This window comes from Flavobacterium hungaricum (assembly GCF_015182285.1).
Classification (GTDB): Bacteria; Bacteroidota; Bacteroidia; order Flavobacteriales; family Flavobacteriaceae; genus Flavobacterium; species Flavobacterium hungaricum.
Window position 1 is genome coordinate 472,318 of record NZ_PRDM01000001.1, and the last position, 13,113, is coordinate 485,430.

The window sequence follows — 13,113 nt, forward strand, 5'->3', positions numbered from 1 at the left end:
AAAGTATTACATTACAAAGATGCTAACGAATGAAAGATTTTACTTTACAGCATAAAAAAGAAACGTTATATAATTCCCATAATGGATTTATATAACGTTATTTAAGTGTTTTTTTGGTGTTTTTCTAGGGCATTTAATCGGGAAGGAATACCGTAAAAACAGAGCCTTTATTGAGGGTGCTGTCTGCTGTAATATGACCTTTGTGGTTCTCTACGATTTTCTTACAAATTGCAAGTCCAATTCCAGTCCCGGGATAATCGGTTTTAGAATGCAGTCTCTGAAAAAGAATAAAAATAGTTTCTTTAAACTGAGGGTCAAATCCCATTCCGTTATCCGTAAAAGTAATTTTGTAAAACTTCTTTACCGACTGCTCTAAAATTTCTGGATAATCGGATGAATTTACTTTATCGCAGGAAATCGTTATTTCGGGTTCAACGCCTGGTCGGCTGTATTTTAATGAGTTTCCAATCAAGTTTATAAAAAGCTGTTCGATCTGATACGGAATAACCGCCAGCTTTGGAAGTTTTGACGCCTTGATAACCGCCCTTTTTTCGTCTATTATTTCAGTTAGTTCGGCTTCTGCATTGTCCAAAAGTTCATTAAGATTCATTTTAAGGAATTCTTTCTTAGTTGTGTTCGTTCTCGAAAACAACAGAAGATCATCAATTAAAACACGCATTCTTTTGGCAGAACTTTCAATCTTAGTAATATAATTTTTGGCACTGTCGGACATTACTGTCTTATCGGCATCAGAAATTCTGGAGATAAAGGTTTGTATTTTTCGTAAAGGTTCTTGTAAATCGTGGCTCGCAACATGATTAAAAGAAGCCAGTTCTTTATTGCTTTTTTCTAATTCTCGATTTCTTTCCTGAAGCTCAATATTCAATAAATGTTCGTCTGTAATATCAAAATTAATTCCGAGCAGGATTTTGCTTCCCTGCTGGTCAGTTAATATTTTTCCAGTCGACTTAAAATATCTTATTTCTCGATCAGGACGCATCACTTTGTAATAAACAAACGGAAGGTTTTTCTTTTCGATAATACCATCCATAGATTCAGAAACTACTTCTTTATCATCGGGATGCACAAAATCTAAGAAAGTTTCTCTTACAGGAACAAAAGAGTTGGGCTCGTGGCCTAATAAACGATATTGATTATCAGAATAATCTATTTTATTGGTGTCTAAATCCCATTGCCAAGTACTGAATTTTCCAATAATTTCTGATTCAGCCATTAAACCGTTTGAGATCAATAATTTTTTGTTGAAGATTTTCATGCGCTCAAAATCGCGGCTGATTTGGCGGTAGGCTAGTAATATGAAGCTTAAAGCGACTAAAAATAAGGAAATAGAAAACAAAGGACTTAACGAAATTTCGGCATCATAAATTTTAAGCCTTTTTTTCAAATAAGCTTTTTCCATATCGTTCATTTCGTCGACTTTAAAACGAATGTTTTCCATCAAGATACGACCGCCAAACATATGATTGTCTAGTTTTCGTTTGTCGTATGTTTTAGGATCGCTGTATTTCAGGCAGTTTTCAAAAGAAACAAAACGCTGAATAATGAGTTTGAAAAGTTTTTGGAGATTTTCCTGCTGTGCAGGATTATCAGCAGTAAGTTTTTTTAAGGTAATAAACGACGTATTGACTTTGTCGCGAGAATAAATATAAGGAGTCAAAAAACGGGCATTGCGAGTGATAATATACCCTCGCTGACCCGTTTCTGCATCTTTTATAGCTGACATTAAACGTTCGAGCTGAATGTTTATTTCGTACGTATGCATTACAAGCTTACTGGATTCGTTTAAATCCTGGTTGTGTTTGTAAGCAATCGAAGAAAGAAATAACAGAATGAAAACTGCGATTACAAAAATAACTCTCAAAGAGTTTGAAGAATTAAAATTTGGTATCCATTTCATTGATATGCTATTATTTTAGTCGCAGCAAGAAATTATCACGATTTAACCCAGAGGTATGATAGTGCCAGTTTACGGTCACGACTTCATTTATTAATTTTTTAAGCGTATTAAAATCACTTGGCTTTTTAATATAAATATTGGCGCCTTGAATAAAGGTATCTTCAATATCTTCTTCTGAAGAAGAAGTAGAGTAGATCGCAATAATAATATCCTTTAAGTGATCCGTCTTTTTGATTTCGATTAAACATTCTTTACCCGTTTTCTTAGGCATGTTTAAATCTAGAAACAAAATATCGGGAAGTTTATTGCCGGGATTTTGCAAGTGATCCATTAATTGCATACCATCATGTACGAAATCAACGTTGGTTTGGATTTTGATCTCTTCAAAAGCATCTTTAAAGAAAAGACGATCATCTTCATCATCATCGGCCAATAAAATGTTTAATGCGTTTTTCTGCATTTTAATGTAGTGTTTTTGGGTTTTATTTTAAATTCTCTCTTCGCTTTTTTATTATTCGCTGAAATGCAGAAGGAGTAATTCCGGTAGTGTTTTTAAACTGTGTACTCAAATGTGCAACACTCGAGTAGTTTAATAAAAACGCGATTTCGGTTAAACTCATTTCGTTAATAATAATAAGCTGTTTTGCTCTTTCAATTTTCTGTAAAATTATAAAGTTTTCGATAGAAGAATAAGTTACTTCTGAAAAAACATTCGAAAGATACCCATAACTGTGATTTAGTTTTTCGGCTAGAAAAACAGAACTTTTGTAGTTATTGCTGTCGTCCATAAAAACCAATTCGATAATGGCATCTTTTATTTTTTGAACTAATACACTTTTTTGATTTTCTACTACTTCAAAACCACAGGGACTTAATTTGTTTTTTAAGTTTTCGAGTGCTTCGGCATCAATATTATCCTCAATTTCAATTTCGCCAAAACCCAGAGTAGTAAAATTAATATTATTCTGTTCTAAATTTTGCTTCAGGTAAAGAGAGCAGATGGTGTTGATATCAAATTTGATGAATAGCTTCATTTTTATAGAAATTTTGTTAAAGATACTTATTTTATTTTTGGTTACAGCGTTTAAATAATGCAGAATTGCAAGATGAAGGTAATTTTTTAAATAAAAACCCTAAAAAAATACCGTCTAATATTTTTACTAGACGGTATTTCCTGATTGAGTTTGAGGGATTTACAAATCTGACAGGATTTGATGAAATTCTTCTTTTGTTTTTCCTAGTTTTTGCTGGAGTTTTCCGTACATTTCGTCTTCTTTTCCTTCAGCAAACATCAAATCGTCATCTGTAAGTTCAGCATATTTTTGCTTCAATTTCCCTTTTAACTCATTCCAGTTTCCTTTTATCTCTGTAGTATTCATGATGTTTTTTGTTTAGTATTATTAATATTGTAAAGTTCCTAATTACGCGCCAGATCCTTGTTACATTTATTTTTACAGCAGCTGCATAATTTTCATTTTTTGAAGTTTTAGATTTCAAGTTTCAAGTTTCAGGTTTCAAGTTGCTTTACTTTGAGATTAGTTTAGATGTAGAGATCGCAAAGTTTTTTTTCATCGTTCGCGAAATTTCTAAAATCTATCCCGAAGCTTCGGGACTAAAATCTGCATTCTAAAATCTATCCCGAGGCTTCGGGACTAAAATCTGCAATCTAAAATCTAAAATCTTAGGCCTGGTACCTTCTAAGAATCCATGCCATTTTTTCGTGTTGCTGTAGTAAACCTGTAACGAAATCCGCAGAACCGATATCATTTGTTTCACTTTCAAAAACAGGAATATAATCTCTAAATTCGGTTACCAGCTGTTCGTGGTTTTGCAGCAATTCAGAAAGCATGCCTTTTTGCGATGCATATTCTTTTGGTGCCTCTTTAAGTGTAGAGTTTTCTATAAATTCGCTCATAGTACCAATTGTTTTTTCGCCCAGCTGATTGATGCGTTCTGCTACTTCATCAATATTTGCTTCCAAAACTCTGTATTGTTCTTCCAGCAATTTATGTAATTCCATAAAACTATTACCTGAAATATTCCAATGAAATTTTCTTGTTTTTACGTATAATGTCATTTCGTTAGATAAAATCGTGGCTAGTAATGAGGCGCTTTTCTTTAAATTTTTTGGAGATATTCCGATATGTGGTGTCATGGGGATTTTTTTACTGTTTGTTTCAAAATTACCTTTACTGCGGCTGTTTTTCTTTACACAATTTTTTTAAGATGTTACAGGACTTCAATGTTTACCCGTTTTTTAATTAGATAATTAGGTTAATTAGATAATTAGATAATTTGTCAATTAGATAATTAGTCAATTTGGAGTGTTAATAAGAACAGTGTGTAGTTTAACCCAAAGCTTTACGATCTTTGCATAACCTAATCTCAAAGTAAAGCAACTTGAAACATGAAACATGAAACATGAAACATGAAACCCGAAACTTGAAACCTGAAACTTGAAACCTGAAACTTGAAACATGAAACCTGAAACCTCAAACATAAAACCCAAAACTTAAAATCTGAAATTTGAACATATTATTCGTAATTTTGCCGCACTAGCAAAATACAATATGACAACACAACAACTACACGAACAAATTCTTCAAAAAAAATCATTTTTATGCGTTGGTCTGGATCCAGATTTAAGCAAGATGCCGCAGCATTTATTAGAAACAGAAGATCCAATTTTCGAATTCAATAAAGCAATTATTGATGCCACGCACGATTTGACTGTTGGATACAAACCTAATACTGCATTTTTTGAGGCTTATGGAATAAAAGGCTGGATGTCGCTTCAAAAAACGATTAATTATATCAACGAAAATTACCCTGCTATTTTTACAATCGCAGATGCAAAACGCGGCGACATCGGTAATACTTCGAGCATGTATGCCAAAGCTTTTTTTGAAGATTTGAATTTTGACAGTGTAACTGTTGCTCCTTATATGGGGAAAGATTCGGTTGAACCTTTTTTAGCTTTCGAAAATAAACATACCATCATGCTGGCCTTGACTTCTAATGAAGGTGCATTCGATTTTCAGACTTTGACAACGAACGGAACAGAATTGTACAAACAAGTTTTGGAAACTTCTAAAACATGGAAAAACAGCCAAAACCTAATGTATGTTGTTGGTGCTACAAAAGCAGAATATTTTACAGAAATCAGGAAAATTGTTCCAGACAGTTTCTTACTGGTTCCAGGAATCGGTGCTCAAGGCGGCAGTTTGTCTGAAGTATGCAAATACGGAATGAACGAGAAAGTAGGATTATTGGTAAACTCGGCAAGAGCAATTATCTATGCTTCTAACGGAACTGATTTTGCAGAAAAGGCTAGAGAAGAAGCTTTGAAAGTGCAACAGGAAATGCAAGAAATTCTTGATTTAAAGTTTCAGTCTTAATAAATGTTTGCCGCGAATTCACGAATTTCTTTTTTAATTTTTGGAATTCATGAATTCGCGGCCAAAAAAAACTTCTTCCAAAATAAACATGAAACAATTTACAGACCAAATAGGAACCGTTCATTCTTTTGAAACGACTCCAAAACGGATTATTTCGCTTGTTCCTTCTCAAACCGAATTACTATACGATTTGGGCTTAGAAGAAAAAATTATCGGAATAACGAAGTTCTGTGTGCATCCGTTTCATTTTAAAGCGACTAAAAAGATTGTTGGAGGAACCAAGAAAATTCATTTCGAGAAAATAAAACTTCTTGAACCCGATATTATCATTTGTAACAAAGAAGAGAATACAGAAGAAATTGTAAACCAACTTAGTGAAATTTGTCCAGTATGGGTTACCAATATAGTGACGATTGAAGATAATTTTCAGATGATCTCAGACTTCGGTCAAATCTTTAACTGTAGAACCGAATCTCAGAAATGGAATGACAAATTGGCTTTCGCCTTGAGCGATTTCAAAAATTATATAAAAGATATTCCGTCCCAAAAAGCGGCTTATTTTATTTGGAAAAATCCTTATATGGCTGCAGGAAATGATACTTATATTAATGAGATATTAAAACTGAATCATTTTAAGAATATTTACGAAGACAAAGGCCGTTATCCCGAAATAGAATTAAAGAAGATGCGTTTGGATGGAGATCCGGATATCGTTTTTCTTTCTTCAGAACCGTACCCTTTTAAAGAAGAAGACGCTTTTGAGATTGGTAGATTTACGCATCACGCGAAGACCATCTTCGTTGACGGCGAAATGTTCTCTTGGCACGGAAGCCGGCTTTTAAAGGCTTTTACATATTTTAAATTACTGCACGAACGTTTAAAAAATTAATTTTTTTGTTTCAGGTTTCAAGTTGTAGGAGCGCGTATGTTTAACCGCAAAGAGCGCAAAGGTTTACGGAAAGTTCGCAAAGTTTGTAATACAAGCTTTGCGAACTTTGTGTTTTATATAAAGCTTCGTACATAAAAAACTTTACTTCTTTGCGATAAGATTAAGTGCAAAAGAAAGGAACATAAAACCCGAAAAAAAGAAAACTTGAAACCTGAAACTTGAAACTTGAAACAAAAGAAAACTTGAAACAAAACTGATATAAAAAAAGAATGCCGGCATCTCTAAGACGCCGGCACTTATTTAACTAACCAAAACCAAAATAATAAATAACCAGTTTATTACAGTACAAAGATCCGACATATATCAATCTGATGGTGTTAAGGTCTTGTTATTACTTTGTTGGATATAAGTTAATGTTAAGCTTTGCCAGCTTGTACGGTCTTTTTTTTACTGCGAATTGCAAGAATTGAATAAGTGCAATTAGGGCAAAAAAAAACTTAGCAGCTTTGCGATCAAAATTAAGTTCCAAGAAGCACCTGAAACCTAAAACCTAAAACCTGAAACCTGAAACCTGAACCTGAAACAAAGAAAAACCTGAAACGTGAAACAAAACTGATATAAAAAAAGAATGCCGGCATCTCGAAGACGCCGGCATCATTTAACTAACCAAAACCAAAATAATAAATAACCAGTTTATTACATTACAAAGGTCAGACATATATCGAAGTTTTGCTGTTAAGGTTTTGTTATTACTTTGTTGGACATAAGTTAAGATTTTTGAGATCCCTCTTTTGAGCATTCTACAGCGTTAAATAATTTTTGGTTATCAAAATATAATTATAATCAATTTTGTTTATGAATATCATAAAGATAAGTTTGTATATTTGATAAAACATTAAAAATCAGCAAAATGGATTCAAACAAAAAATTAACAACTGCAACAGGAACTCCAGTTCCTGATAATCAAAACATTCAGACAGCCGGCCCTCGCGGACCTGTTTTATTACAAGATTTTTGGTTTTTAGAAAAAATGGCACATTTTGATCGCGAAGTAATTCCCGAAAGAAGAATGCACGCCAAAGGGTCTGGTGCATACGGAACTTTTACCGTAACCCATGACATAACTAAATACACAAAAGCCGATTTATTTTCGGAAATTGGTAAGAAAACAGAAATGTTTGTTCGTTTTTCGACCGTTGCAGGAGAAAGAGGTGCTGCTGACGCTGAAAGAGACATTCGTGGTTTTGCCATGAAATTTTACACGAACGAAGGAAATTGGGACTTGGTAGGAAATAATACGCCTGTCTTCTTTTTCCGTGATCCGATGAAATTTCCAGATTTAAATCACGCAGTAAAACGTGATCCAAAAACCAATTTAAGAAGTGCTGATAACAATTGGGATTTTTGGACTTTACTGCCAGAGGCTCTGCATCAGGTAACAATTGTAATGAGCGACAGAGGAATTCCGAAAACGTATCGTCAGATGCATGGTTTTGGAAGTCATACTTTCAGTTTCATTAATGCACAAAACGAAAGACATTGGGTTAAATTTCACTTAGTCTCACAACAAGGAATTGAAAATCTTTCTGACGAGGAGGCTGCTTTATTGGTTGGAGGCGATAGAGAAAGTCATCAAAGAGATTTATTCAATGCGATTGAAGAAGGAAATTTCCCAAAATGGAAAATGTTTGTTCAGATCATGTCAGAAGAGCAGGCAAAAACGTATCGTTTCCATCCTTTTGATTTGACAAAAGTTTGGTTAAAAGGAGATTTTCCGCTTATTCCGGTGGGAGAATTTGAATTAAACAAAAATCCAGAAAATTATTTTGCAGAAGTAGAACAAGCTGCTTTTAATCCAGCGCACGTGCCGCCGGGAATTGGTTTTTCTCCAGACAAAATGCTTCAAGGACGTTTGTTTTCTTATGGAGATGCACATCGTTACCGTTTAGGAGTGAACAATTATCAAATTCCGGTTAACGCTTCTAGATGCCCTTATAATACGTTCCATAGAGATGGAGGAATGCGTGTTGACGGAAATAATGGAGGCCGTAAACATTACGAACCAAATAGTTTTGGAGAATGGCAGGATACACCAGAATTAAAAGAACCGCCATTGGCAATCTACGGAGATGCTTATGCATACAACTTTAGAGAAGACGACAGCGATTATTTTACACAACCTGGACTTTTATTCCGTTTATTAACAGACGAAAAGAAGCAGCTATTATTTAAAAATACCGCTGGACAAGTTGGAGGAGCTCAGAAATTTATTCAAGTCCGTCATATTAGAAACTGCTACAAAGCAGATCCAGCGTATGGAGAAGGTGTAGCAAACGCACTAGGAATGACAATGGAGGAAGTAAACAGTTTTGACGATCCCAGATTGGCGATTGTAGCTCGTTAAAGAGGCAAAGTCTCAAAGTAAGAAACATTCAAAGGTTTTAACCTGCGATTATAAATAAACCCGACAAGTTGTAAACCTGTCGGGTTTTCTATTTCATACTAAAAAAAGCTTCATTTGCTTGGACTTCGCCCAATCCAATAAAAACTTAGAATCTCAGTTCCTCAAAACCTTAAAGAAAAAAAATCTTCAAGCCCTAGTGCCATCGCTGCAAAAAAACTTAGAACCTTAGTATCTCGGTTCCTCAGAACCTTAGAATATAGAACCTCAAAAACTCTAAGAAAAAACCACCGTCTTATTACTGTAAACCATTGTTTTACGCTCAGCATGTAATTTAATTGCCCTTGCTAAAACGATACGCTCTAAGTCGCGTCCTTTCATTATAAAATCTTCAATAGAGTGAATGTGCGAAACCCTTGCGATGTCCTGTTCAATAATCGGACCTTCGTCAAGCTCTTCTGTAACATAATGGCTGGTCGCACCAATAATTTTCACACCGCGTTTAAATGCCGAGTGATACGGTTTTGCACCAGGAAAAGCAGGTAAAAACGAATGATGAATATTGATGATTTTGTTTTCGTAAAGCGAAATCAGTTTTGGCGTAATAATCTGCATATAGCGCGCTAGAACAATAAAATTGATATCGTATCTTTTTAAAAGCTCGATTTGTTTGGCTTCGCCTTCTTCTTTATTGTCTTTTGTAAAAGGAACAAAGTGAAACGGAATATCAAAACGTTCGGCAATCGATCTCAAATCATTATGATTGCTGATAATAACCGGAATCTCAACATTTAATTCACCAGCACTGTAGCGTCCTAAAATGTCAAATAAACAATGATCATATTTAGAAACAAACAAAGCCATTTTGGGTTTTTGTTCTTGGCTGTATAAATCCCAAGACATATTGAATTGAATTGCAAGAGTGCTGTTAAATTCCTCTTTAATGCTTTCTATACTTTTTAGCGAATTGGTAAACTCGCATTCTAGACGCATAAAAAATACATTTTGTTCTACATCAACATGCTGATCTATGTAGGTAATATTTCCTTCGACCTTAGCAATAAAAGTTGTAACAGAAGCAATAATATTTTTTTGATCTGGGCAATGAATTAAAATGGTTATTTTTTGCATTTTGGTTGGTTTTTGGTTGGTTAACTGCAAAGGTTCAAAAGGCCCAAAGATACAAAGGTTTTTGTACTGAACCTTTGTATCTTTGGGCCTTTGTGACTCAAGAAAAAATTATTTTCCGTCCTGCAGAGCAAAAACGCTTTTTAATAAAGGCGATGTTCTTGCAGAAATGTTATTACGTATTTCTTTTTCTTCAACTGCGATCATTTTAAAAACACCAGACAAGGCTTGATTAGTTGTATAATCGGTCAAATCTGGATTTATCTTTTTTACCAATGGAATAGTGTTGTATTTTGTAATTATATTTTTCCATACAACATCAGCACCCACTTTTTCAAAAGAACTTTTAATTACGGGATTAAATTTTCCGTACAAAGATGTAGTAGTGCTTCCTTGTAAATAAGAAGTTGCAGCAGAATCATTTCCAAGTAAAATATTTTTAGCATCTGTAAAAGACATATTTTTAACTGCAGAAACAAATATTGGTGTAGCTTCTTTAACAGCATCTTCGGCAGCGCGGTTCAACATTTTGATACCTTCATCTGCTAGAGAACTCAAACCTACTTTTCTTAAAGTAGCGTCTACTTTTTGTAATTCTTCTGGCATTAAAATTTTTACGGCTTCATTTTTATAAAATCCGTCTACAGCAGTTAATTTACTTACTTGCTGCGTAATACCTTTATTAAGAGCTTCTTTTAGGCCAGAAGCAATATCTACGGTGCCAGTAGTTCCCGGAATTTGAGAAGCAATTTGAGGCAGTTGATTTAAAATCTGTGGAACCTGAGCACAAGAGTTAAGCGAAAATGCTATTGCAAGAATAAGAATCTTTTTCATTTATTGGGGTTTGTTTAAGTTTCAAAAATACTATTTATTCAAAAACAACGCCACAATTTTTATTAAGCTCCCTAAAGATTTTGTTTTAGAATTAACAAAAGGGCAGGAACTTATTGTATACGCAGTATTTTCCTTGATATGAATAGGTATATTTATAATTTTTAGAATTCTCTCAGGCTGTTTAAATCATATAAATCATATAGAGCATTATTGTAAGTATTGTTTTTTTTATTTAAATCTTCCAGCATTGCAAAAGTATAATCTTTGCCTCCTTTTATTAAAAAATAAAGCGATTCAATAGCATATATTGGTCCGTACGGAAAAACGCGTAAGCTAAAATTTAAATTCATAAAAAAATGTTTTAAAGCATATTTAAATGATTTTTCTTCTGGACGCACAAAGTAAATGTTAGTCGTCGTAATTTTTTTTACTAAACCTCGTAAATAAGGAAATTTTACAAATCGTGCTCCTTGTTGTACTAATACATTTATCTCAAACATAGTTAGTCCCTCAGTATTATTTGCTTTCATGACATTAACTTTTAATAGTAATATTTAGTGGTACAAATTAGGATACAAAGGTCTTAGTTTTTGGAATTTTCTTTTGCTTGTAAAAGATTTAATATTAATAAAATAGGCTTTTTTTGGAAATGAACTTACCAATTGATTCACGCTTTCTATGCTGCTGCATCTATATAAAAAAGGGGCAATTTAAGATTTGGGATTTAAGTTTGAAAGTTTTTATTCTTTCAAAATTAGAAACCAATTTTAAAAATTGCCCCTAAGACAAGTAAAATTTATTAGAAATATATTTTTTTATTGTGATACCACAGCATCCTCTGCAGTTGATGAGGCATCTCTTTCATACACATCTTGAAAGAAACCAATTTCACCATTTTCATTTACTAATGAAGTAAAGTAAGTAATATAAATTGGGACCTTTTTAGTTAGTTTAAAACTATTTTCTGTTTTTCCGGCCATCGCTTTATCAATTTTTGCAGGAGTCCATTCTGGATAATCTTTAAGCATTGCATAAGCTAATTCTTTTGCCATTTTAAGATTGATACATCCGTGGCTGAAAGTTCTTTTTTCAAAATCGAATAATGTTTTTGATGGTGTATCGTGCATGTAAATGTCATCAGAATTTGGAAACATAAATTTCACCAATCCTAGAGAGTTATCTGGACCTGGTTTTTGTCTTACCTGGCCATTAATCATTTCCATATTTTTCTCCGCAAGATAATTTGGATCTGCTGCGATTTTAGATCTTAATTCATTTTGTACAATACTTTGTGGAACTGTCCAATATGGGCTGAATACGATTCGATCAATTTCACCATTAAAAATGGTTGTTTTAGTTAAAGGCGCACCCACAAAAACTGGAGATTTCAACTGAACTTTTCCGTTTTTAACATAAATCATTTCGTATGATGGCACATTAACCAGCACATACTCATCACTATTCGCCATTTGTGCTGCAATTTCACGGCATCTTTCCATGTTTAACTTCAAAGTTGCAATTTTATCCGATACCGGAATATTCATCTCTTTAATATGGTCTTCTGATAAAATATAGTTAGGTTTAAAACCATTACGAACTTTATATTTCATTACAGCATCCATTAATTCACGGTCGTATACCTTGCTTTTAGAATCATTTTTTAAATCTCCTAGTAGATACAAACGAGTTCTAACTTGTGCAATTGTACTAGATTCAGCATCTGGACGTAAATCTTTGTATGGAGTTTCTTCTGGAACAATTGGTTTCCATTTATTCGATCTGTCAAGTTTTTTATATTGTTTTAAAGCATCTTCAAGTTTATAATATTGCTCAAAGCTTACTTTTTCATTAGTTGTACTTACTTTTTCGGCTGCTTCTTCAAGAGTGCTGTAGTTTAAAAAATCTTTCAGCATCGTATCATAAGATACTTTTTTCTTAGTTTCTGTAGTGCTTTTTTTGGCGTATAGGATATATAAAGAGCTTAAAAGCATATCAGCATCTGTTTTAGAAAGCGTAGTTTCTGACGAAGAATCAAACAGCTGATCGATTTCTTTTTGGTAAGGAATAACTAGATCGTTTGTTTTTTTAGCTTTTTCATACAATACAGAGCCAAATTCGTTAACTTGTTCTTCATCAAACCAAATAGAGCCAAGAGATCTGTTTTTGTACAATGACATCACGTCAGATTTGTATTTTTTTAAATCAGAATATCTTTTAAAGAAATCATTAGAAGTTTTCTCTAAATCTAAATCGGTGTTATTGTTAGCTTTTGTTGCAGCTGAAGTTTTTTTATATAAAGAATTACTAGCGTCAATTCTATTAAAAGATGATATAAAAAAACTCAAACTTAAAATTACGGTGAATAGATTAAATGTTCTCATTTTTTTTAATTTTTACGTTTTTACTTTTCCTCTACGTTGTTTACTTTTTCATTAAAGTCTGGGGTAAAAATTTGGGGCTTTTCTACACTGCTAAATTACATTAGAAGCCTCTCAGACATGTTTTTATATTTTATTTAAATGTTGCGAAATTGCCATGTCTTTAA

Annotated in this window: 12 protein-coding genes; 3 read left to right on the forward strand and 9 right to left on the reverse strand. The window is 33.3% G+C overall.

Annotated elements, in window-relative coordinates:
* Nucleotides 1-133: 133 nt before the first annotated feature.
* The 5 genes from C4F50_RS01985 to C4F50_RS02005 all read right to left on the reverse strand — a co-directional run bounded on the left by C4F50_RS01985 (nucleotide 134) and on the right by C4F50_RS02005 (nucleotide 4,073).
* Nucleotides 134-1,918, reverse strand: a complete 1,785-nt coding sequence (locus C4F50_RS01985; protein WP_193844752.1) for a CHASE3 domain-containing protein — start codon at nucleotides 1,916-1,918, stop codon at nucleotides 134-136.
* 10 nt (nucleotides 1,919-1,928) lie between these two features.
* Nucleotides 1,929-2,378: a response regulator gene (locus C4F50_RS01990; protein ID WP_193844753.1), complete on the reverse strand. Its 450-nt coding sequence runs from the start codon at nucleotides 2,376-2,378 to the stop codon at nucleotides 1,929-1,931.
* A 22-nt stretch (nucleotides 2,379-2,400) separates the two neighbouring features.
* Nucleotides 2,401-2,952 (reverse strand): helix-turn-helix domain-containing protein, encoded by a 552-nt coding sequence (locus tag C4F50_RS01995; RefSeq protein WP_144214767.1) that lies wholly within the window; start codon nucleotides 2,950-2,952, stop codon nucleotides 2,401-2,403.
* A gap of 159 nt (nucleotides 2,953-3,111) precedes the next feature.
* The gene (locus C4F50_RS02000) at nucleotides 3,112-3,297 is read right to left on the reverse strand and encodes a CsbD family protein (protein ID WP_071636919.1); all 186 of its coding nucleotides are present in this window, start codon (nucleotides 3,295-3,297) and stop codon (nucleotides 3,112-3,114) included.
* 302 nt (nucleotides 3,298-3,599) lie between these two features.
* Nucleotides 3,600-4,073, reverse strand: a complete 474-nt coding sequence (locus C4F50_RS02005) for a Dps family protein (protein WP_193844754.1) — start codon at nucleotides 4,071-4,073, stop codon at nucleotides 3,600-3,602.
* Between the two features lie 415 nt (nucleotides 4,074-4,488).
* On the opposite strand from C4F50_RS02005, the gene pyrF reads away from it, so the two are divergent.
* The 3 genes from pyrF to C4F50_RS02020 all read left to right on the forward strand — a co-directional run bounded on the left by pyrF (nucleotide 4,489) and on the right by C4F50_RS02020 (nucleotide 8,609).
* A complete protein-coding gene (gene pyrF, locus C4F50_RS02010; RefSeq protein WP_193844755.1) occupies nucleotides 4,489-5,316 on the forward strand; it encodes an orotidine-5'-phosphate decarboxylase in 828 nt (275 codons plus the stop codon).
* Between the two features lie 88 nt (nucleotides 5,317-5,404).
* Nucleotides 5,405-6,205 (forward strand): ABC transporter substrate-binding protein, encoded by an 801-nt coding sequence (locus tag C4F50_RS02015; RefSeq protein ID WP_193844756.1) that lies wholly within the window; start codon nucleotides 5,405-5,407, stop codon nucleotides 6,203-6,205.
* 910 nt (nucleotides 6,206-7,115) lie between these two features.
* Nucleotides 7,116-8,609: a catalase gene (locus C4F50_RS02020; protein ID WP_193844757.1), complete on the forward strand. Its 1,494-nt coding sequence runs from the start codon at nucleotides 7,116-7,118 to the stop codon at nucleotides 8,607-8,609.
* A gap of 273 nt (nucleotides 8,610-8,882) precedes the next feature.
* On the opposite strand, the gene purU is transcribed toward C4F50_RS02020, so the two are convergent.
* The 4 genes from purU to C4F50_RS02040 all read right to left on the reverse strand — a co-directional run bounded on the left by purU (nucleotide 8,883) and on the right by C4F50_RS02040 (nucleotide 12,949).
* A complete protein-coding gene (gene purU / locus C4F50_RS02025) occupies nucleotides 8,883-9,737 on the reverse strand; it encodes a formyltetrahydrofolate deformylase (protein WP_193844758.1) in 855 nt (284 codons plus the stop codon).
* A gap of 108 nt (nucleotides 9,738-9,845) precedes the next feature.
* Nucleotides 9,846-10,568, reverse strand: coding sequence for a DUF4197 domain-containing protein (locus C4F50_RS02030; RefSeq protein WP_193844759.1), 723 nt, complete (start codon nucleotides 10,566-10,568; stop codon nucleotides 9,846-9,848).
* Nucleotides 10,569-10,729: 161 nt separating this feature from the next.
* Entirely contained in the window at nucleotides 10,730-11,098 is a 369-nt protein-coding gene (locus C4F50_RS02035) for a hypothetical protein (protein WP_193844760.1), read from the reverse strand.
* Nucleotides 11,099-11,383: 285 nt separating this feature from the next.
* Complete coding sequence (locus C4F50_RS02040; protein WP_193844761.1) at nucleotides 11,384-12,949, reverse strand: L,D-transpeptidase family protein; 1,566 nt, start codon at nucleotides 12,947-12,949, stop codon at nucleotides 11,384-11,386.
* Between the last annotated feature and the right edge of the window lie 164 nt (nucleotides 12,950-13,113).

Excerpts from the sequence above, each read along its gene's own strand:
- purU (WP_193844758.1), bottom strand. The coding sequence starts at position 9,737 with ATGCAAAAAATAACCATTTTAATTCATTGCCCAGATCAAAAAAATATT.
- C4F50_RS02035 (WP_193844760.1), bottom strand. The coding sequence starts at position 11,098 with ATGAAAGCAAATAATACTGAGGGACTAACTATGTTTGAGATAAATGTA.
- C4F50_RS01985 (WP_193844752.1), bottom strand. The coding sequence starts at position 1,918 with ATGAAATGGATACCAAATTTTAATTCTTCAAACTCTTTGAGAGTTATT.
- C4F50_RS01995 (WP_144214767.1), bottom strand. The coding sequence starts at position 2,952 with ATGAAGCTATTCATCAAATTTGATATCAACACCATCTGCTCTCTTTAC.
- C4F50_RS02005 (WP_193844754.1), bottom strand. The coding sequence starts at position 4,073 with ATGACACCACATATCGGAATATCTCCAAAAAATTTAAAGAAAAGCGCC.
- C4F50_RS02040 (WP_193844761.1), bottom strand. The coding sequence starts at position 12,949 with ATGAGAACATTTAATCTATTCACCGTAATTTTAAGTTTGAGTTTTTTT.
- C4F50_RS01990 (WP_193844753.1), bottom strand. The coding sequence starts at position 2,378 with ATGCAGAAAAACGCATTAAACATTTTATTGGCCGATGATGATGAAGAT.
- C4F50_RS02020 (WP_193844757.1), top strand. The coding sequence starts at position 7,116 with ATGGATTCAAACAAAAAATTAACAACTGCAACAGGAACTCCAGTTCCT.
- C4F50_RS02000 (WP_071636919.1), bottom strand. The coding sequence starts at position 3,297 with ATGAATACTACAGAGATAAAAGGAAACTGGAATGAGTTAAAAGGGAAA.
- pyrF (WP_193844755.1), top strand. The coding sequence starts at position 4,489 with ATGACAACACAACAACTACACGAACAAATTCTTCAAAAAAAATCATTT.
- C4F50_RS02015 (WP_193844756.1), top strand. The coding sequence starts at position 5,405 with ATGAAACAATTTACAGACCAAATAGGAACCGTTCATTCTTTTGAAACG.
- C4F50_RS02030 (WP_193844759.1), bottom strand. The coding sequence starts at position 10,568 with ATGAAAAAGATTCTTATTCTTGCAATAGCATTTTCGCTTAACTCTTGT.